17 protein-coding genes are annotated in these 20,668 nt (G+C 63.2%); 8 read left to right on the top strand and 9 right to left on the bottom strand.

All coding sequences use genetic code 11. The features are described from left to right. Window positions 1-5: 5 nt before the first annotated feature. Window positions 6-1,613 (bottom strand): tyrosine-protein kinase domain-containing protein, encoded by a 1,608-nt coding sequence (locus DN771_RS12040; protein WP_116997625.1) that lies wholly within the window; start codon window positions 1,611-1,613, stop codon window positions 6-8. Window positions 1,614-1,780: 167 nt separating this feature from the next. Here DN771_RS12040 and DN771_RS12035 point away from each other — a divergent pair, with 167 nt between their 5' ends. From DN771_RS12035 to DN771_RS12015, 5 genes are all read left to right on the top strand, one after another. Beyond that, on the top strand, window positions 1,781-3,643 hold the full coding sequence (locus DN771_RS12035) for a nucleoside-diphosphate sugar epimerase/dehydratase (protein ID WP_162941848.1): 1,863 nt from the start codon (window positions 1,781-1,783) through the stop codon (window positions 3,641-3,643). A gap of 144 nt (window positions 3,644-3,787) precedes the next feature. Further along, complete coding sequence (locus tag DN771_RS12030; protein ID WP_116997623.1) at window positions 3,788-5,191, top strand: O-antigen ligase family protein; 1,404 nt, start codon at window positions 3,788-3,790, stop codon at window positions 5,189-5,191. Window positions 5,192-5,453: 262 nt separating this feature from the next. Continuing rightward, entirely contained in the window at window positions 5,454-6,389 is a 936-nt protein-coding gene (locus DN771_RS30770; RefSeq protein ID WP_338032639.1) for a glycosyltransferase family 4 protein, read from the top strand. 39 nt (window positions 6,390-6,428) lie between these two features. Beyond that, a complete protein-coding gene (locus tag DN771_RS30865; protein ID WP_116997621.1) occupies window positions 6,429-6,932 on the top strand; it encodes an acyltransferase in 504 nt (167 codons plus the stop codon). A gap of 161 nt (window positions 6,933-7,093) precedes the next feature. After that, window positions 7,094-7,936, top strand: coding sequence for an FkbM family methyltransferase (locus DN771_RS12015; protein ID WP_162941845.1), 843 nt, complete (start codon window positions 7,094-7,096; stop codon window positions 7,934-7,936). A 16-nt stretch (window positions 7,937-7,952) separates the two neighbouring features. On the opposite strand, the gene DN771_RS12010 is transcribed toward DN771_RS12015, so the two are convergent. Continuing rightward, complete coding sequence (locus DN771_RS12010; protein ID WP_162941844.1) at window positions 7,953-9,542, bottom strand: ATP-binding cassette domain-containing protein; 1,590 nt, start codon at window positions 9,540-9,542, stop codon at window positions 7,953-7,955. Window positions 9,543-9,664: 122 nt separating this feature from the next. Then, window positions 9,665-10,426, bottom strand: coding sequence for a glycosyltransferase (locus tag DN771_RS30860; RefSeq protein WP_227462327.1), 762 nt, complete (start codon window positions 10,424-10,426; stop codon window positions 9,665-9,667). Between the two features lie 1,415 nt (window positions 10,427-11,841). Between DN771_RS30860 and DN771_RS12000 the strand changes: the two genes are divergently transcribed. Further along, window positions 11,842-12,645 (top strand): glycosyltransferase, encoded by an 804-nt coding sequence (locus DN771_RS12000; protein ID WP_162941842.1) that lies wholly within the window; start codon window positions 11,842-11,844, stop codon window positions 12,643-12,645. Here the strand turns inward: DN771_RS12000 and wecB are convergent. The 5 genes from wecB to DN771_RS11975 are packed head-to-tail and all read right to left on the bottom strand — an operon-like array spanning window position 12,642 to window position 17,883. Then, the gene (gene wecB / locus DN771_RS11995; RefSeq protein ID WP_116997616.1) at window positions 12,642-13,754 is read right to left on the bottom strand and encodes a non-hydrolyzing UDP-N-acetylglucosamine 2-epimerase; all 1,113 of its coding nucleotides are present in this window, start codon (window positions 13,752-13,754) and stop codon (window positions 12,642-12,644) included. The two genes, DN771_RS12000 and wecB, sit on opposite strands and share 4 nt — an antisense overlap. Further along, on the bottom strand, window positions 13,751-14,875 hold the full coding sequence (locus DN771_RS11990; protein WP_116997615.1) for a polysaccharide biosynthesis C-terminal domain-containing protein: 1,125 nt from the start codon (window positions 14,873-14,875) through the stop codon (window positions 13,751-13,753). The genes wecB and DN771_RS11990 overlap by 4 nt, the downstream gene beginning before the upstream one ends. After that, a complete protein-coding gene (locus tag DN771_RS11985) occupies window positions 14,872-15,885 on the bottom strand; it encodes a polysaccharide biosynthesis protein (RefSeq protein WP_116997614.1) in 1,014 nt (337 codons plus the stop codon). The genes DN771_RS11990 and DN771_RS11985 overlap by 4 nt, the downstream gene beginning before the upstream one ends. A gap of 44 nt (window positions 15,886-15,929) precedes the next feature. After that, the gene (locus DN771_RS11980) at window positions 15,930-17,198 is read right to left on the bottom strand and encodes a glycosyltransferase family 4 protein (RefSeq protein WP_116997613.1); all 1,269 of its coding nucleotides are present in this window, start codon (window positions 17,196-17,198) and stop codon (window positions 15,930-15,932) included. Between the two features lie 37 nt (window positions 17,199-17,235). After that, window positions 17,236-17,883 carry a NeuD/PglB/VioB family sugar acetyltransferase gene (locus DN771_RS11975; protein ID WP_205528551.1) on the bottom strand — a complete coding sequence of 216 codons (648 nt, stop codon included), beginning with the start codon at window positions 17,881-17,883 and terminating at the stop codon, window positions 17,236-17,238. Between the two features lie 21 nt (window positions 17,884-17,904). Here DN771_RS11975 and DN771_RS11970 point away from each other — a divergent pair, with 21 nt between their 5' ends. Further along, window positions 17,905-18,543 (top strand): sugar transferase, encoded by a 639-nt coding sequence (locus DN771_RS11970; protein WP_116997612.1) that lies wholly within the window; start codon window positions 17,905-17,907, stop codon window positions 18,541-18,543. On the opposite strand, the gene DN771_RS11965 is transcribed toward DN771_RS11970, so the two are convergent. Beyond that, window positions 18,527-19,642, bottom strand: coding sequence for a DegT/DnrJ/EryC1/StrS family aminotransferase (locus tag DN771_RS11965; RefSeq protein WP_276113685.1), 1,116 nt, complete (start codon window positions 19,640-19,642; stop codon window positions 18,527-18,529). The genes DN771_RS11970 and DN771_RS11965 overlap by 17 nt on opposite strands. A 495-nt stretch (window positions 19,643-20,137) precedes the next feature. Here DN771_RS11965 and DN771_RS11955 point away from each other — a divergent pair, with 495 nt between their 5' ends. Continuing rightward, window positions 20,138-20,485, top strand: coding sequence for a DUF2510 domain-containing protein (locus DN771_RS11955; RefSeq protein WP_116997609.1), 348 nt, complete (start codon window positions 20,138-20,140; stop codon window positions 20,483-20,485). Window positions 20,486-20,668: the final 183 nt, after the last annotated feature.

Raw genomic sequence — 20,668 nt, 5'->3', positions numbered from 1 at the left:
AACGTTTACGACTGGCTCTCGCCGGCCGTGGTGCTCGACTCGACGGGAGGTTGGAGCTCCTGCGGAGCGGGCGAGCGCCGTCCGTTCCGGCGTGTCGTCGCCGCCTCGGGTGCGTTGTCGTAGCCGTACGCGTAGTCGTAGCCGTAGCCCTCGCTCACTCGAGCTGACGCCTTGTTGAGCACGAGGCCGAACACGGGAGCGCCGACCTGTTCGAGCTTGGCGAGGCACGACTCGAGCGTCCGGTTCGATGTACGGCCGGCCTGGCCGACGACCAGAACGCCGTCGACCGAGTTCGAGACGGCAAGCGCGTCCGAGACGGGGAGCGCTGGTGGAGAGTCGATCACCACGTAGTCGTAGCGCTCGGCGAGCTGACGAACGAGCGACTTGAACCGGCTGCTCGAGAGCATCTCGCTCGGGTTGGGCACGAGCGAGCCGGCCGCGATCACCCTCAGGCGGTCGAAGTCGACCAGCACCATGTCGACCGCTTCGCCAGCCACGAGCGTCTCTGTGAGGCCGGGCCGCACCGGAATGCTGAACACCTCGTGAACTCGCGGCTTCCGCAAGTCGGCGTCGATCAGAACCACATGATGGCCGGCCTGCGCCAGCACCACAGCGAGGTTGGTTGCCGTCGTCGTCTTGCCCTCGCCGGGCAGCGAACTCGTCACCTGGATGGTCTTCAACGGTTTGTCGAGCCCGAGGAACTGGATGCTCGATCTGAGCCCTCTGTAGACCTCCACAGCGAACTCGTACGGCTCGCTGATGGCGATCGGTCGGTTGTCCGGTGGCGGTTCGATCGGCACCACGCCCAGCACCGGAAGCCCAGTCGACGCCTCGACGTCCTCGGCTCGACGCAGCGAGTCGTCGAGATAGTCGATCAGGAACGCCGCGCCGAGGCCGAGGAGGAGTCCGACGAAAGCAGCGAGCACCGCCGACCGGAGGGGTCGCGGTTCGACGGGATCTGTCGGAAGGTCGGCCTCCTTGACCACCGATGCGCCGCCCGTGGTCAGGGCGGCGTCCACCTCGAGCTGGTCGAGCCGCTCCTTGAACGTGTTCTGGCGGTTGAGCAGACTCTGACGCTCCGCCGACCCCGCTTCTGCGCCGTCGATCTGGACCTGGAGCTCGTCGATCTTCGTCTGCAGTTCGGCGCCCGTGGTGTCGAGGCTGTCGATCGCCTGCTCCCGCCGTGTCTCGATGTAGGCCTGGATGTAGGCGTCGGCGACGAATTGGGCGGTGCGGGGATCACCGCTGCGGACACTGACAGCTACCACATCGGTGCCGCCAAGCGAGCGTGCCGAGGCCGTGGGGGGCAGGTTGTCCAGACCGAGATCGGTCTGGACCCGATTGCGCACCATCTGCCCTTCGAGCACCTGAATCTCGGTCTGGATGGCGCGCTCGAGGTTGGGGACGGCCAGAGTCTGGTCCTGTTCGAAAACGGCAGCGCTGGAGCGCGGCTCAACGAACATTTGAGATTCGGCTTCGTAGATGGGGTCCTGCAGGATCGACATCACCAGCGAACCGCCGAGCGCCATGATCAGCGCGGCGAGCACGATCCACTTACGGCGCCAGACGACGCGGGCGTAGTCACGGAGAGTCAGCTCACGTCGTTCGCTCATCGCGGGCCGGACGTTAGCTCGCCGCAGGCTCTCAACGCGCGGCAGCGGATATTCGTTCGCGGGAATCCCGCGCCGCACCTGGACACTCGGCTAGATTTCGAGACGCCTGGTGGTAGGGCGCACGGGACAGAGAGTGGGCCGCCTCTCATGAGGCAAAGGATCAAGGGTTGGGAAGCACACAAAGTCGCGACGCGTCCACCGTCGGTGACGGAGAGCTTGCAGAGCACGACATGGGCACGAGCCAGAGAGTGGTTGAACGGCTAGCCGCCTTAACGCGACGCCGCCTTCCCCTCGTGCAGTTCGCCCTTGATGCGATGGCGTGGATCATCGCGATCCCGCTCGCCGCCTCGGCCCGCTACGACATGAGCATCGGACCGGTCGATGAGGGCGGGGCACTGCGACTCACGCTCGTCGTTGTCTTGCTACAGGGGGTGATCGGTCTCCTACTCGGGCTGTACCGCCGCCACTATCACTACGGCAGCTTCGAGGAAATGCGCGCGCTGGCGCTGAGCATCGCCGGTGTCGCCGTCGTCGCCCTCGCTGTCTGTCGACAGTTTCCGGATTGGGTCCCTCGAACCGTCCCAGCAATCGCCGCCTGCTTCGCCCTCGTGGTCGTTGCATTGGTGCGCTATCTGGCCCGACTGGCCGAGGATCGGGGCCTCCGTCCTGTGGAAGGCGAAAGCGAGCCCGTGGTGGTCTTCGGCGCCGGCAATGCCGGTCGCCAGATCGTGCGAACGATGCTGCGCACGCCCGACAGCAAGTATCGGCCTGTGGCGCTCCTGGACGACGATCCGCACAAGTCGAGGCTCCGAGTCGACGGCTTGCGCGTCCAGGGAACTAGCAGCGACCTGCTTGACGTGGCGACAGGGCACAATGCCACGGCTGTGCTCGTGGCTATCCCTTCCGCGACAGGTGAGCAGTTGCGTGCCGTGACTGCCCCGCTCACCAGGGCAGGCATCCGGGTACTGGTGCTACCGCCCGTCTGGGAGCGTCTCGGCGAACTTGAGATCTCGGACATTCGGCCCGTCACGATTGAAGATCTATTGGGGCGACATCCCGCGGAAATCGACGTCGACGCGATCGCCGACTACATCCGCGGTAAACGAGTCCTTGTGACTGGCGCGGGCGGGTCGATCGGATCGGAGCTTTGTCGACAGATTCACCGCTACGGACCGGCAGCTCTCTTCATGCTTGATCGTGACGAATCCGGACTTCATGGGACCGAGTTGTCGATCCACGGGAGAGCCCTGCTCGACTCTCCCCACCTGATTCTCGCCGATATCCGGGACTCGGACCGTCTTCGAGAGGTCTTCGAGCAGCACAGGCCGCAGGTGGTGTTCCATGCGGCAGCCCTTAAGCACCAACCGCTCCTTGAGATGCACCCTGGCGAGGCCTGGAAGACCAACGTTTACGGAACCCACAATGTCCTGGAGGCGGCGGCAGCGGTTGGTGTCGGATCTTTCGTGAACATCAGCACCGATAAGGCAGCCGATCCAATCGGAGTCCTGGGCCTCTCAAAGAGGATCTGTGAACGGCTTACGGCGCAGGCTGCCGTGGAAACGTCGTGCAACTACGTGTCAGTCAGGTTTGGCAACGTGCTCGGATCGAAGGGATCAGTACTCGGTACGTTTCAAAGGCAAGTACAGGTAGGAGGACCAATAACGGTTACTCATCCCGATGTCACTCGCTACTTCATGACAGTGAACGAAGCTGTGGCCCTTACGATCCAAGCTGGTGCAATTGGCGGCGACGGACACGTCATGGTTCTCGATATGGGATCGCCCGTGCGAATAGTCGATGTGGCGGAGCGCTTGGCCAGCCAGAGCGGACGGCCCATAAAAATCGTCTTCACTGGTCTACGTGCAGGTGAAAAGCTTCACGAAGTCCTCCTAGGGGCCGACGAGGTCGATGTGCGACCTCACCATCCTCTGATAAGCCAGGTCGAGGTTCCGCCCCTCTCGTTCGAGTCAGCGATCGGGCTCGAACCAGATCGCCACTCGTCAGCCGGCCTAGATTCAACGCGTGGCTAAAGTCAAGGAGGCGGCTCTGGACTCCAGGAATTCGTTGACAGCTGTCTTTGCCGGATTCCCCGGGCGGATCGAACGGTCTGGCAGACCGGCGGTCGAGGAGCGATCGTCAGCGCTGTATGCGGGCGATCGGTCGCGTGGTCGTCCATGACAGAGCCCTCGATGCTGCGGGCCCGCGCCATTGACCCGGTAGCCGCGCTCGGAAGCGTCGGTTCCGAGGCCAGGATGAGACGGAGGCCGGTTGCTCCCGTCCTCGTTTTGCCCGTTGGTGCGCTAGCTGTGGCTCTCTGGGGGGAGACGACGTGGCGCGCGGCTGCAATAGTTGCTGCGTCAATCGGGCTCGCGGTGCTGGCAACGAGGCTCACGTCGTGGGAAGCGCTCTTCGCCGGCTATTACGGATTGCTCATCGCAAGCACCTCCGATTTGACTCTGCCCGGCCCGCTGTCGCAGCTCAGGTTTCTTCTTGGGCTTCCGCTTCTCATCTGGACTGTTGCCAGTTATCCGCGGAGTATCCCACTGCGCGGCCGTCCTGCAATGGGTGCTGCGCTTCTCATTGCTCTGCCTCTAACCGCCGCCGCATCGACAATCTGGTCGCCCACTCCAGCAACGACTCTGATGCAGTCTGCGGCGCTTGGGATCTCAGTCGTCCTGCCACTGCTCATGGTGTCTCGTCGATGGCCTGTCATCGGGCATCACCGGGATCTAGGTCTCGTCGGCCTCTATCTTGGCGGCTTTGTCGTGGCAGGCACTCCGCTCGCAATTCTGGAGGTGGCGCGTGGGGATCGGGCGTCCGGACTGTTCCACAATCCGAACGGCCTCGGCCAGGCTGCGGCACTGTCCATCTTGTTGACGCTCGCGTGGCCAACGTCCCGCGCTCCTGTCGTCTCCCAGTTCGCGCGCGCTGGATCCCTGATGCTGCAGGTCGCCCTTCTCGTGATGTCGGGCTCGCGAACGTCGCTGCTTGCAGCGCTCGTTGGCTCCGTGTTCTTAAGGCTTCGCTTGGGCTCGACGTCCAGATCTCTGCGCCTGGGGCGCGCCTTGGTGATGTGCGTCCCGCTGCTCTTTGCGCTCCGTTTGGTCGGTGTGGACCTTGCCGGGCCAATCCGATCCGTCATAGGACGCCTCGAAGAAGCTTCGACGGATGACTTCTCCGGGAGGAACATTGCATGGGAGTTCGCGTTGGACTCCTGGCGCGATAGGCCTGTTCTTGGGCACGGCTATCGGTCCGCGGGCGCGGTATATAGCGAGTGGTCGGGGCGGAGCAGTAACGGTCCGCCCGAGATTGATGCAGTGCACAACGGCTACCTGCAGCTACTCGTTGAGCTTGGGCTCGTCGGACTGACGATATTTGCCCTCGCGATGTACTTCGTACTGGGTAACACGACACTGACGCGTCGTCACGTCAGTGTCGTCTGTGCCCAAGCGGTCGTGGTCACCGGACTCGTGATGCAGATTGGTGAGTCATCGGTCGTCGGAGCGGGTACATACGTGCCGTTGACGCTATTCATCTGCTGCGCAGTATCGCTTCGCAACCGGGCGGGTTGGGTGTAACGTGACGCGCACCACAGCCGTGATACTCACACTAGCCGTTCCACGACAACCGGGTGATAAACACGGGCTCTTCAATATCCGCCAGGCGCAGGCAATCCGAGAGATTCCTCCGTGGAATGCTATCGTCGTCACAGTCCGGCCAACTGGCTACGACCTTCTATTCACGTTGACTCGCCTACGCACGTTCGCGCCGCAGGCGCCGGCGATCGACGGAGTGGACATCCTGGCCGTGAAGTGTCCCTACTACTACTTCCACCCTGTGATGCGGCCGCTGCAGAATCGCTTTCCCAGGTTGGCGGCGTTCGCTACGGATCTGCTCTGCCGACGACCATTGCTCCGGGCGATCGCTCGCATCGGGCCGAACCTGGTTGTCGCCCAGGGGATGACACCGCTAGGGCGCGTCGCGAGCTCCATTAGCCGGCGAGTCGGAGCTCGGTTGGTGTTCATGGAAAGAGATGGCCGGCTACTTAGCAACAGGTGGGTGGAGGAGCGACGAACCTACGTGAACTCGTTCGCACAGCGAGCGGATACCGTCTTCGTCGTTGGAGGGCCGTCGGCTGAAGTACTTCGGCGAAACGGTGTACGTAACGCAGTGCATCTTCCGAACGGGGTTGACTACGAGCAGGTCAACTGCTCAGTTGAAGCACGACCTTCGGACGAACAGGGACGCTTCGTGATCTTGTGGTCTGGGGGTTTGCAGCCCGAGAAGGCGCTCGCCGAGACGATTCAAGCCGCGGCACGTCTAGCAAGCGAAGGACCCGTGACATTGCTAGCTGTCGGCGCATCCGGGTACGTACACCACCAGACTCTCCCGCCTACTCTGCGGCTGCGAATACTACCGTTGATACCTCAGCCCTCACTGTTCGCGATGATCTCCTGGGCTGACGTGATCGCAGTGCCAAGCTGGCAAGAAGCATGGGGGAACGTAGCGGTCGAGGCAATGGCGGCGGGTCGTCCGGTGGTCGTTAGCACCGACTCAGGCGTAGGTGCTAAGGTCACTCATCAGGTTAATGGCTGGGTGGTGCCACCGCGAGACATTGAAGCGCTGTGCGGCGCGCTTCGTTATATACGAGATCATCACGTCGAGGCAGAGAACATCGCCAGCGCCGGGCGCACGTTTGCGGAGAGCCTGAGCTGGCGCAACCACGCACTTCAATTGCTCAGCTCCCGACGGGAACTCGAACTCGAGCCGGACTGAAGAATATGACGTGAGAACCCAACTCTCCCTGGGGGAATTATGCTCCAACGTTGGCTCCTGGCTGCTGTAAATATAGTCAATATGCTGACGCCCACCACGAGATGGTTTGGCGTGCGGCGCGTTGCCTACCGAATCAGTGGAGTATCTGTTGGAGAAGGAGTGCGGATCTGTGGACGGAGCGTCGTGCAATATCCGAACGTCTCAATCGGACCCGGAACCTGGATCGGCGCCCGAACGGAAATGATCTCCACGCCGGACGCGCGGATAAGGATTGGCGCCAATTGTGACATATCGGAGGATGTCATCATCTGCTGCGGTAGCCATGTTCTTGGAAACGCATCTCGACGTGCTGGCGAGCCTTCCAGCCGCTCTATCACGATTGGCGACGGCTCTTGGATAGGGCTTCGCGCTACCATCCTAGGCGGGGTCTCGATCGGCGAAGGGAGTGTGATTGCTGCGGGGGCGCTCGTCCGGGACTCGTGTCCACCCGACTCGGTGCTCGCAGGGGTTCCGGCAAAGCTCGTCCGAACGCTCGCCGAATGATTCCTACAGTCGTCATGCGCGTTTCAGTGCCAGCGTTCCCGCGGACGTCGGAGTCGGCAGCTGGCGGTGTCCTTACTCGGACACAGACCCTGGAACGGTGCCGAATCTTCTAGAGTCTCGCCATCCGAGGTGGTAAAATTTCTGTCCAGGGGAGGGGCGCTGTGAGCAAACGACGGCTTCCGATTGCGTCCTTGACATCCATGCGGCGGAGAATCGCCGGCAGCTGGCTGAATGAGGTTCGACGGGGCGTGCGCCGCCGACGAATTGACAGACGCGGCGGGTTCGTTGTGAATGCGGCTGGCAGCAGGATCTATGTAGACTCCAATGATCCGCGCGGTCAGGCCCTGTTCTTTTCGGGCGGTGTCGTCGACGTCGACGTCGTTCGGACCTGGTGTAAACTTGTTCGAGAGATCGAGCCGACAGTTGCGTTAGACGTCGGTGCTAACTACGGCGAAGTAATGATGTCCACCGTCATGCCTGAGAACTGCACCATGCTGCTGGTCGAGCCCAATCCAATGCTGCTCGGGTGCCTAAGCCGCACGTTTGGAGACCAGATTGCTTCCGGCGCTGCGACACTAGTTCCGGCGGGCGCCTCGGACAGCGCTGGAAGGGCTCGCCTGTACCTCGCTTCACATTCCGGCCTGAGTTCCGTCTCGAAGCCGACTGATCTATTCGTGGAGATCCAGCTCGTCCGCCTCTCGGATATTGTTTCCTTCGCCCCGGAGGATCGTGTCGTCTTCAAAGTTGACGTTGAGGGCCATGACGTGCACGCGATCCGTGGAATGCCGGATATGCCCTCTATCTTTGCTGGAATATGCGAGGCCGAGAGCCTCTCAGACTCAGACCTTGCGGATCTCAGCACCCGCTTCAGTTTGTTTGCGGTAACCCGGGACCTTGCGGAGATCCCTGTGCGCGTGCAGCCCGGAGACACCTGGTCAACGATCGAAGCCAGGTTGGCCGTGCCGATCTTTAAGGACGTCGTCTTGCGCCCGATCGGATCGTGATCCGCCTTCTGGTGCCTTAGTCTCGATTGGACACAGTGGTGGTGATCTTACCGCCATCTATTGTCAGTATGGAATCGCAGATCTGAAGCGTCGTAGGTCGGTGGGCGACGATGAGAATCGTCATAGTGCGTCGGAGCGCCGCGATCGAATCCCTGATGGCCGTCTCTGAGCGCCTATCAAGTGCACTTGTGGGTTCGTCCATGACCAGCACATCCGGGTTGCCGACCAGCGCTCTGGCAATGGCAAGTCGTTGCTTCTGCCCCCCCGAGAGGCCCCCACCCCGCGGTCCGAGCATTGTCTCGAACCCCGCAGGCATCCGAAGCACCTCTTCGAGGACGTTCGCCTGGCGAGCAGCGCGCTGAACCTCGTCATCCGAGATCTCTCTGAAGAAGCGGATGTTGTCCGCGATCGTTCCCTCCATGAGCCGTGGTTCCTGTGGAACGCACGCCACCAGCCTCGACCAGTCAGCAGGCGCTAGTTGCGTTTGGGGAATCCCGTTCACAAGGACTTGCCCTGAAGTAGGAAGACGAAGACCGGTTAGGACCTGAAGAAGAGTTGACTTTCCACCGCCAGAGGGACCGGCTATTCCAATAACTTTAGATCTCGAGATCTTCAGGTCGATTTCCGCAAGCGCCTGTGACTTGCCGTCGTAGGTGTATCCGACTCCCAGGAGCTCGATCTGCCTGATCTGCGGAACCGGCGTCGTACCCCGCTGGTCAAGCGACGACGCGAATGACTCGACCCGCTTCTTAAGTTCGATCAGGCTGGGGTGCTGCTCGTGGAGCGCTTGCAAGTTGCCTTGAATTTGCTGGGCATAGGAGATGGAACGAATGACGAGTATCAGCGCAGTGCCGACTCCTCCAAGGTGCGATCCTTCCGCAGAATCGAGGAGAATGAGTGCCGCAATGAGAAGGAGAATCGCGATGTCCTGGTGCAGAGTGGCTGCGAATCTGCTCAAGGCCCGGGTGTGGAACAGGTCATTGGTGACTCTCCTATTGCTGGTCGATAGGGTCTCTTGGACCCTCGCCGCAGTACCGAAGAGACGGTGCTCCATCGACATTCCAGCGGCTCTGGCAATCTCCTCGGCGAAGTACGAGTTCCCATCGACGAACTGCGTAGCGCGCCGCCGGGTGAGCCTCGCAAGAGGCCGAAGGGCTGTGAAGATCAGTGCACCCACAGCGACCGTGAGGACTGTGACGACTGCGTTCTGCGTGAGGGCGGCGGCAAGCAAGGCCAGAAGGCCAAGTGCAGCCACGCAGGCATTCACAAGCGTCAGCGCGAGAAGCGAAGCCTGCTGGCTCAACGTAGAGATTGTCTCCTGGAACGCGCCTTCCTTGTCGGCGGCCTGGCGCGGCCAGGTGGCAGAAAAGTAGGCGCGTATCGCCGAATCTCTTGTTTGGAAGAGGACTTCAGAGGAAATTCGCGCATTCATGTTGGCAACCAGACGGTGAAGGGCGATATTCACTACGGCGAGGCAGGCTGTCGCTGAGAGCACCTGCGTAGGGTCAAGCGTTCCGAGCAGCGGAAGATGCATACTCGATGCTGTCTGGTCGGTGATGGTGAGGGCCGCTCGCACCAGCAGGATGAGTGTGGCTGCGTCGGCCACGGCTGCCGCAGCGGCAGTGCAGACTAACGACAGCAGTGCCCGCCGAGCATTCGGCACATATGGTCGCAATTGCCTCCAGGCTTGCATGGCCGACGATGGTGAGCGAGGCGTGGCGGGATGAGTCATTGGCTTCCGGGCTTGGCCGGTTCGTTGGGAGGGGCGGTAGTCGGGGCAGCAGGATGCGACTCCCGGAAATGCTGTGACGAGGGAACGGCCCTCGCGTCTGTGGCTCTCTGTCCGTGAGTGCCGCACGTTGGTGTCTCTCGCAGCGCCCGCTCCCAGAGGTGGTTTGGGCGTGGAGCCGCTGCCCACTCGTCGTACGAGGCCCCTGATTGGTGCCGTCTCGCGTGCAGTTCGTCATCCGTCAACACGGCCAAGGATTCGATTGTCGCCGCCCATCGGTGCGGAGATCGGTCTGGGACGAGCGCTCCACCTCCTGCCAGGATCGTGTCAGACCACGGGGTGGTTGGTGTAGTGAGAACGATTGTAGACACGGAGAGCGATTCGGCGATGACGTGGCCAAAGTTTTCGCTCCGTGTAGGTAGGCAAAGGGCATCCCGCGCGGCCAGTATTGGGCGCACCTCTTCAGGCCGAAGGTCGCCGCACCATCTGAGCGCAATTTGTTTAGGGGTGAACTCGGCGATCTCCTTGCATCGCTCGAAGTATTTCGGGTCCTCGATTGGGCCGAAAATGTCTAGTGAGAGTGGTGAGCGCACCTCCTGCAGCGCCTGCAGGAGGACGTGGAGGCCCTTGTGCTCGACCACGCGGCTAACGAAGACCAGTCTCAATGGCCCGGCCTGTCGGGCAGGGCGCGCAGCGAATGCCGGCAACTCATGCTCATCGGGGTGTTCAAGAATCCGAGCGTGATTCCCCCAAAGGCGCATCAGGTCCGCCGACTCATGCGGCGCAGTGGTGTGCCAGGTGAACGTAGCGCGTGACATCATTGTCCGGAAGACCCTCAAATAGACTCGCTTGCGAAGGCCACTCCGCGAGAGCGCGGCCTGGGCAAACTCGCCTCGGGGGGAGAGAAGCAACCTTGCGCGCCCGAATAGTCCGAGCCGCCAGAGGAGACAGGGCACTATCGACAGCGTCGGGTGAAAGAAGCTATTGACGTGGATCAGGCGTGGCGATGCCCGCCGGATCCCGAAGGCTGAGCGGACTAGCATCTGGAGCGAGTCCGTCGACAAATAGAGGACCTGGTGGCGGCCGAAGCTGATCCACTGGTTCAATTTGACTGGGAGCCGGTCAGCGGAGCCAATGTCCCTATCAGACGTGACCACACCTGCCGATAGCTGGTCTGGAGCGCTGGCGACAAGAGCTGCAGCGGATCTTATGGGTCCGCCCCCGCGGAATGCTGGTGGGAACAGTGGAACGATCAGTATGACGTCGCAACTGCTTTCGGTCCGGGCCACTGCGCCTCTCACGACCCCACCACGGTATTCCTAGTAGACCGCGACTCTACCAAAAGCAACACTTCGGCTCGACGATCATTGGCAAGGACGATCTGTGGTGCAGGCGGTTTCGGATTCCTTGGCGGTCAGCAGTCCGAGACAGCGCTGCCCGTCCAATCTCGGTGGCTCGATGCGGCGGAGACAGCCTGATTCCGACCCTATGAGGGCCTCGCCCCTGCGCCAATGTTCCAGGATCCGCGATTGGCACGTATCAATGCGTGTGCGGGACATCTAGGTGGCGCAGCTTTCAAGCGAGTCGGCATGGGGGTGGTCGTGTCCGTACGTCGTGGACCTTTGCGAGGCCCCGCGTGGAGTGTACTGCAGGTGGTCCTTGTAAACCCTTCCTCTGGATACATCGTCGCGCTGCCCTGAGGGTCGGGCCCGCGCATGCCAGGTGACAGGTTCCGGTTCTTGCGGTGCGCACCAGGCGGGTCGGCGGCGATGGTGGGGACTCAGGGTGCACGCCCCTTCGAGGATGGGGCTTTCGGATGTGAGTCGGGACCATTAATATCTCTCGTGTGGATGGACGGAGGCGCGAGATATGGATCTGGCAGCAGATTGTTACTCCACACATGACCGCACTTGCTGCATCTCTGGCGAATGCGGGTTGCCGAGTCGTCTACGTCGCTGAACGGATGATGTCCGCCGAGCGGGCTTCGCTTGGATGGAGCCCCGATGGACTAGGCAATGCAGAACTCGTTGTGGCTAGTAGCCCAGATGAAATTCCGTCGCTCGTGCGCGCAGCGTCGGAGGACTCCATACATATTTGCTCTGGAATCCGCTCGAATGGAATCATTCGCACTGCGCAGCTCGCATTGGTTGAGCGCGGATTGCGGCAATGGATTATCATGGAGACTGTCGACGATAGGGGAATGAGGGGGCTTGCGAAGCGGCTCATTTATCGTTGGAAGCTCTCGAGGATGCGGGGCGTGACGCAGGGTACACTCGCGATCGGTAGAAACACGGGGAAGTGGCTCGCCGGCCTGGGCGAGCCGACCTGCCGCATCTATGAGTTCTCATACTTCTTGCCGACGATTGGAGAGCTGCCGGGAGGTGACGGGCTGGATGGCGACTCTGCCTTCAGGATCGGGTTCGTCGGGCAGCTCATTAAACGGAAGAATTTGACGTTGCTTTTGGAGAGTCTGGCGAAGCTTGGTGATGATGGCGTTGAACTAAGTGTCGTCGGAGTTGGACCGATGGAGGAATCTCTGCGCTCCGAGGCCAGGCGCCTGCTGGGAGAGCGTGTCCGCTGGATCGGCAGGCTTCCACAGAAGGCGGTACCTGGGTTCCTTCGCTCCGTTGACGTACTCGTGCTTCCTAGCTTGTATGACGGCTGGGGTGCCGTCGTTTCAGAGGCACTCTTGGTGGGAACGCCGGCCATCTGCTCCGACCGCTGTGGTTCGTCGGGCGTCGTGGCTGCGAGCGGATACGGAGGTGTCTTTCCTTCTGGCGACGCCTCAGCTCTAGGTATCGCGTTGCGGCGAGTCGTGGCTTCTGGCAAATTGACTCTTGACGCGCGGGCCGATTTGCGAGACTGGGCGACATGTCTCGGCGGTGACGCCGGTGCTCAATACCTTCTGGCGATCCTGGATCACGCCGATGGCGACGCAGCTCGGCCCGCCCCGCCGTGGAGCACAGAGCTGTTCGGCTAATGTGGTTCGCGGATTCCGGACCAGTCAGCGTGTCGGCCAGCTGTCGACATCATGTAGGACACGACCCTTTGCGAGGTATTCAGAATCTGATATTCAAACGGCATGCTCGATGACTGTTGAGTATCTTCGCGCTCAATTGCGGCCAGCGTTTCGGCAACATTAAGATCCGTCATAATGATTGTGCCAGCTTCGAGCGCTTCCGGGCGTTCAATCGAGCCCCGCAGCGTGATGGCACGAAAGCCGACAATTGCCGACTCTTCTGAGATCGACCCGGAGTCGGACAGGACGACCTTTGCGCTGAGTTGGAGTCGATTGTAATCGAAGAAACCGAATGGCTCATGGAGCATAATGTTGCCGCCCGTGGCGATGCGATGCTGACGCAGGCGCTGTCGCGTACGTGGGTGAGTCGAAACAAGCACGGGCAGCCGCCACTCGGCAGCGACTGCCTCGAGGACCTCTACCAGCTGTGCGAGGCGGTTCGGTGAGTCGACGTTCTCCTCTCGATGGGCGCTGACGAGGAAGTAGCTGTTCGCAGTAAGTCCGAGCCGCTCAAGGACGGTTGAGGCGTCGATCTGAGGCCGGTACATCTCGAGCACCTCGCGCAGCGGGGAGCCGATGAGGACGATCCGGCGGGGGTGGAGGCCCTCGGCGAGCAGGTTGCGCCGTGCGTGTTCGGTGTAGACGAGGTTGAAGTCGGCGACGTGGTCGACGAGGCGGCGGTTTGTCTCCTCTGGCACGTTCTCATCGAATGAGCGGTTCCCGGCCTCGAGGTGATACACGGGGATGTGCATCCGCTTGGCGATCACGGAGGAGATCGCACTGTTCGTGTCGCCGAGGACGACGAAGGCATCCGGCTGCTCGAGACGAAGCACCTCCTCGGTCTTGATCAGCGTCTCGCCGAGGACGTGACCGAGTGACGACGTATCCACGTTGAGGTAGTGATCGGGCCTGCGAAGACCGAGCTCGTCGAAGAACACCTGATTGAGCTGGTGGTCCCAGTTCTGGCCGGTGTGCACGAGGACGTGCTCGAAGGTTGCGTCGAAGCGCTTGATGGTGGCGGCGAGACGGATGATCTCGGGCCGCGTCCCGACGACGGTGACGACTTTCATTCGGTCTGTTCTCCTGGACACACGGTGTCGTAGTACTGGTCGGGGTTGGACGGGTCGAGGAGCTGGTCTGACCAGAACCAGGTGATCAGCTCGCCGCTCCCGACGTTGCGGAGGTTGTGCACCCAGAGCGTGGGCATGTCGAGGATCACCGGCTCGTCACCGCTCACTCTGAAGGTGATCACGTCGTCGTGGAGGAGGCGGCGGAAGCCGATCTCCGCTTCACCTTTCAGGACGACGAAGCGCTCGACCTTGTGCAGGTGGTAGTGCTCCCCGCGCGTCGCTCCGGGAACTGTGGTGGAGGCGTAGGCCTGGCAACGGCCGCCGTGGAAGCGGATCGTCTCGAAGAGTGCCCCGCGGGCGTCGGCGTGAACGGTGGGACGGATGGGGAATCGCTCCGGGAAGACGTACGAGCGATAGGTGTTGAACAGGTCGAGATCGAACGGCTCGGCAATCTCCGGAATCTCGCCGGTGCGGTAGAGCTCGTCGAAGTGCTTGAGCTTGTCCAGCACTTCCGTGACCGTGGCCGATGCGGCTGAGGGTTCCGTGCGGCCATCGACGCGTCTATCGGCCGCCTCGATGAGGGCTCGGGCCGCCTGCTGGACGTGCAGCAGCGGCACCTCGCGGTCCTCGATCACTGTCGGAGTCTCACCCTTCGCGATGCGCGACGCGAAAGTGGCAACGAACGAGTTGTAGTCGGGCCGTCCGTGTTCGCCGAAGAGATTGGGAAGGACGACATCGGCGAACGTCCCACCACACTTGGTGGTGGTGTCGGCAAGCATCTGTGCCGCGGCGGCCTTGCCGCGCCCGTAGGGATTGTCGAGCGACGACTGGATCGAGTTCGCGAACACGACGTGGAGAGGTTTGCCGACACTCAGAATCGCGTCGGAGAGCTTCTGGGCGAGTCGTTGGTTGCCGGTCTCGACGTCCTCGTCTGAGCTCGCCCGGTTGACGCCGGCGATATGGAAGACCACGTCGGACCGCTCGATGGCGGCGCGGAGTTGCTCGACATCGTTGAATTGAGCACTGTCGAGGCGCACCGGAGTTGCTCCGGCGAGTGCCACGAGCCGCGCGGCGAGGTGCCATCCGAGAAAGCCATACCCACCTGTGATGACCGCCTTCATCCGTAGTGCTCCAGTTCAGCGCGGACCGCGGGGACGGTCACCAACAGCTCCTTGACCGCCTCGACATCGAGGCGGTCGGCGTTGTGCGAGTTGAAGTCGGCGATCTCGATGTCTTCACCCGTGCCCTCTTCGAAGAAGAGCTCGTATTCCAGGCCACGTGCGTCGAGTGGGACGCGGAAGTAGTCGCCTTCGTCGATGGCGCGTGCTCGCTCCTCCCGCCCCAGGAGTGACTCGAAGAGCTTCTCTCCGTGCCGTGCCCCGAGGACATTCAGCTTCGGGTCGTCGTTGCCGAAGAGACTGGCGACAGCCCTGGCGAGTACCTCCACCGTGCTCGCCGGCGCCTTCCGCACGAATAGGTCGCCCGGTTGCGCATTGGTGAAGGCGTACTTCACCAACGAGACCGATTCGTCGAGCGACATCAGAAAGCGGGTCATGTGGGGGTTGGTGACCGTGAGCGGTAGGCCGCGCTTTGCCTGATCGACGAAGACCGGGATCACCGATCCTCGTGAGTACATCACGTTGCCGTAGCGCGTGATCGACGCAATCGTGCCGGAGCCCGGGTTGTTGCGTGCGAAGGCCTGCACGACCTTCTCCATCATCGCCTTCGAGATGCCCATGGCGTTGATGGGATACACCGCCTTGTCCGTGCTCAGTGCCACGACTGACTGCGCCCCCGCCTCGGCGGCCGCGTGAACGACGTGATCGCTTCCCTGCACGTTGGTCTGCACGGCCTGCAACGGGAAGAACTCACAGCTGGGCACCTGCTTCAGCGCAGCTGCGTGGAAGACGTAGTCGACGCCTCGCATCGCCTCGGTGACGCTGGGCCTGTCGCGAACGTCGCCGAGGAAGCAGCGAAGGCGCTTGTCTCGAACCGACCGCCGCAGGTCATCCTGCTTCGCTTCGTCACGGCTGAGAACGCGGACCTCCGCGACATCCGTCCCGAGGAGATCCCGTACCACTGTGTTGCCGAACGAACCTGTGCCCCCAGTGATGAGCACGACCCCGGACATCCCGGGGTCAGGGTGCGGCAGAACTGCCGGGTCAACGATCGGGTTCACTGCGCTCCTTCGTGTTTGGGTGCGGTCAGCGTCAATCGGCCTTGCCACCGTGCGCCGTCGAGAACGTCCTCGATCGCGGACACCCCGGCACTCAGCGAGAGTTCTCGCTCGTAGAACGCTCGCGCACGCTCACCACGGGCGATGAGCTCGTGCTGGGATGAGGCGACGAATTGCTCGAAGGCCGCGACGAAGCCGCCGACGGTCGGCTCGCAGGTCCAACCGGCGTCGGCCCGTGACACCAGCTCGGCAGCATCGCCTCGGACGCCCATGATCAGCGGCTTGGCTGAGGCCATCGCCACTTGAGTCTTGCCCGGAATGGTTGCCCGGAAGAACGACAGGTCCTTCAAAGAGACAATGTGCACATCCGCCGCGGCGAGGATCGGCGGCATCTGCTCCGGTGGCACCCTCGGCACGATCGTGATGTTGTGAGCACCGCAGTGTTTCACGAGCAATTCGAGCCGTTCCCGCGCGATGCCTTCGCCAATCAGGAGTAGGTGAAGTCGAGAGCCGAATCTCGACGCCGCCTCGACGACGACCTCGAGGTTCTGGTAGTCGCCGAGGTTGCCCGCGTACAAGGCGAGTGGCTGGTCGATCGGCGCCAGTCCATCGCGCACACTCCGGTCGGCTGTCCTTGGTGCGAAGACGGCCTCGTCTGCCCAGTTGAACACGACCGAGATCTTCGACGACGGCACGCCACGCTCCACGAGGAGGCGCTTGAAGCCTTCGGACAGAACGACGATGTGCGCCGCGGCCCGGTACGCGGAATGACACGCCCGATCGAGTGCCGCCCGGAGGAGGCGTTGCCCGCTGGAGTTCCGAACCATCTCTGCTTCGAGAACGCTCTCCGGCCAGAGATCTTGGATGTGGAGAACGAAAGGTGTTCCTCGCACGAGGCGTTGTAGCTGCGCGGGCCAAGCAGACGTCATCGGCGGGTGGTAGACGTACGCAACATCCGGTCGATGTGCCGATGCGAGACCGATCGCGGAAGCGCTCGCCGCGAAGCTGAGGTAGTTCGCTGCCCGTTTCACGGCCGACTGGTCATGGCTGGGGAACAGGGGCACTCGTATCGTCCGGACGCCAGCGGATCTGTCGCTCACGTCACGGAGGCGCTGGCGATACCCGTCGAAGACCACACCCATCGGATAGTTGGGAAACCCGGTCACAACGTCGACGTCGTGACCACGTCGGCCGAGTTCGGCCCCGAGCGCCCCGACGACGTTTGCCGGTTCAGGGGGCCACCACTGGGTGATCATGGTGATTCTCATCGATCACCAACTGTCCAGGCCGCTCGTCGATTCGAACTCATAGGCATCGCGCCGGTGAGCCGACGACGGTTGAATCTGGCTCGACATCTCGGGTTACGACGGCACCGGCGCCGACCATCGAGCTGGCTCCGACCGACCTACCCGGCAACACGTTGGCACCGGTACCTATCGTCACGCCGTGCGCCAACGTGACGTTTCCGCTCACCGTGGCACCGGGGTAGACGGATACGAAGTCGCTCAGGGTCGAGTCGTGACCGACGGTGGAGTTCACGTGCAGTTGGGTGTGGCGTCCGAGCCGGATGTTGGTGGTGACGCGAGCACCGGCGGCGACGATGCAGCCGGGGGAGAGGTGGGAGTCGCCGCCGATCGTGGCCGCCGGATGCACCAAGATTGCTGCTTCAGCGCCGAGTGAGTCGAACTCGGTCGCCAGCCTTCGGCGGATCTCTCCGCTACCGATCCCGATCACGTACTTGGCTGCGAGGTGAACGACGATCGACGACGGCCCAAGGAGCTTGGAGCTCCGACGGTGCAACAGCCCCTCGTCGACGTCGCCGTCGTCGACGAATCCGAGGAAGTCGATGTCCCCGCCGCTGACGTTGATGGCCTCGACGATGTCGAGGACTTCTCGCCCGAATCCGCCGGCTCCGACGATGATTATGGGACCTGATGTGGTCGGGGATCTCATGCCGGTCGTACTGTGCGGACCATGCGTGAGACACGTGAGGCACGTGAACCGCGTCTGGTGGGTCGAGCGGCGAAGCGCACGGTCGATGTCGCTGGCGCCGTGCTCAGCCTGATTGTCTTCTCGCCGTTCGCTGGATTCGTTGCCGCAGCCGTTCGCCTACGACTTGGTCGGCCCGTGGTGCTGCGCCAGGAGCGGGCGGGACGCGGCGGCGTGGCGATTGTGGTGCCCAAATTCCGAACGATGACGGACGAGCGGGGGAGTGACGGTGAGCTGTTGCCGGATGCCGATCGGCTGACGCCGCTCGGTTCGAGGCTGCGATCGTTGAGCCTGGACGAGTTGCCGCAGCTGTGGTCGGTGTTGAAGGGGGACATGAGCCTGGTTGGTCCCCGTCCGCTGCCGATGAAGTACGTCGAGCGGTACAGCGCAGAGCAGCGCCGCCGGCTGGACGTGAAGCCAGGCATCACCGGCTGGGCACAGGTCAGCGGACGCAACGCGCTGAGCTGGCCGGAGAAGCTGGCCCTCGACGTGTGGTACGTGGACAACGCATCGGTGTGGCTCGACATCCGCATCCTGGCGCGGACGGTCATGTCGGTCGTGCGGCGAGACGGCGTGAGTGCCGACGGCCATGCGACGATGCCGGAGTTCATGGGCGAGACCTGACGGTCGACGCGACGATGTCGGCGACGCGGGCGACGTCGCTCTCGCTGAGGATGCTTCCGCTGGGGAGGCACAGACCGTGCTCGAACAGATCCTGGCTGGTGCCGTCTTCGACGACGGGCGCGCCGGCGAAGACGGGCTGGAGGTGCATCGGCTTCCACAGTGGGCGGCTTTCGATGTCGGCGGCGTCGAGGGCGGCGACGATGGCGTCGCGTGTCGTTGTGTCGTCGAGCACGACGCAGGTGAGCCATCCGTTCCAGCCACTCCACTCAGGCACCGGCATGAACGTCAGACCGTCGACGTCGGAGAGGACGTCGCGGTACTGCTGATTGATCTCCAGCCGGCGCTTCGACATCTGCGGGAGTCGCTCCAACTGAGCCCGGCCGAGGGCGGCGAGCAGGTTGCTCAGCCGGTAGTTGAAGCCGATGTCGGTGTGCTCATAGTGCACGGCGGGCTGGCGGGCCTGCGTGGCCAGGTAGCGCACCCGGTCGGCGGCGTCGGCGTCGGGACTGACGAACACGCCGCCGCCGCTCGTGGTCATGATCTTGTTGCCGTTGAACGAGAACACCCCCACGTCACCGAGGGCGCCGGCCGGGCGATCCTTGTACGTGGCGCCGAGGGCCTCGGCGGCGTCCTCGATGAGGGCGATGCCGTGCTCGGCGAGCAGCGGCGCGATGGCGTCGTAGTCGGCGGTCTGGCCGTAGAGATCGACGACCACCGCTGCCTTTGGCAGGCGACCGGCGCGGCGACCACGGTCGATCGCCTCGGCGAGCAGCGCCGCGCTCATGTTCCACGAGGTCGCGTCGCTGTCGACGAACACGGGGTTGGCGCCGCAGTAATTGATGGCGTTGGCGGAGGCGGCGAACGTGAACGTCGACACCAGCACGTCGTCGCCGGGTCCGACACCGCAGCCGAGGAGGGCGAGGTGGAGCGCTGCCGTGCCGCTGGAGAGGGCCACCGCACCCGGCCAGCCGGTGATCGCTGCGATGTCCGACTCGAACGCCGTCAGGTCGGGGCCGGCGGGGGCGATCCAGCCGCTGTCGAAGGCGCGCAGCAAGTAGTCGCGCTCCAGCGGGCCCACGTCGGGGGCGCTCAGGTACACCCTCGTCACCTGACACCCTCGGAATCTCTTGTCGTCATGACCACCACGATCATCGGAATGGACGCTTTGAACACCACGTCGGCCCTGTTCCGGAAGGCCCACCCTGGTTCGAGCGGCGTCGCAGCTTCGATCGTCACAGTAGCCAGACCGGTACCCGTTCGCGGCGATCCGGATGAGCGTCGCGAGACGGTTGGGCCGCTGGGTCGGCGCCGCATCAGGTCATCTGGTGACGGGAACGTCGGTCGCATGTGACGTCGCCGTCGAGGATGTCTACGATCGCGGGCGGTCGAGCGCGGCGGAGCCTCGGCCGGAAGGATGGTGATGGCGGTGACGGCGGAGACCACTCGAGGCGGCCTTGTTGCGCGGTTCGCGCAGTGTTCCGGACATGGCGGCGATCGGTGCGATGGTCGACGGGGATGGCGTGATGACGAACGGTCCCGACCACGACGGCATCAGACGCAGGGCGTGGTGACGACGCTCGAGGAGGGCTGACCGATGGGAGCTCTCGCCAACCTGACCCGGAGCGTGTTCGGTCGCAGCGCCAGGTCGAACCAGGAGACGAGCGGCCCGTCCGGCGCAGACGGCGCCGACTGGGCGCCGACCGGGGTGCCCGTGTGGCCGGTCAAGTCCGCCGTCGCCGCGTCGGCGGTTCGATTGCCCGTCACCGTGGAGCCGGCCAACGTCAAGCTGCCAGCGGCGACGCCGCGGGCCGCACCCGCCGGATGGATGACTGATCCCGCCGGCCGCCACGAGGCTCGCTACTGGAACGGCGTCATCTGGACCGAGTACGTGATGAACGGGGGCCAGGTGTCGGTCGACTGGCAGCGGCCTCGCGCATCCTGACGGCGGGCGCCGGTCGGACCGCGCGCGGCCGGCACGATTCGCGCGACGCTTCGTCCTGGTCGCGGCGTCGAGGGCGGCCTGGAAACCCAGTGACAGGGCTTGTTCATACTGGCCACATGCCCAGCGCCCGATTCCCCGTCGTCGCCGTTGCCGTCGACCGGTCTCGCCTTGTACTTCGTTATA

The organism is Desertimonas flava (assembly GCF_003426815.1).
GTDB classification, from domain to species: domain Bacteria; phylum Actinomycetota; class Acidimicrobiia; order Acidimicrobiales; family Ilumatobacteraceae; genus Desertimonas; species Desertimonas flava.
The sequence above is the reverse complement of the archived record's forward strand: the minus strand, read 5'-3'. Positions and strand labels throughout refer to the sequence as shown.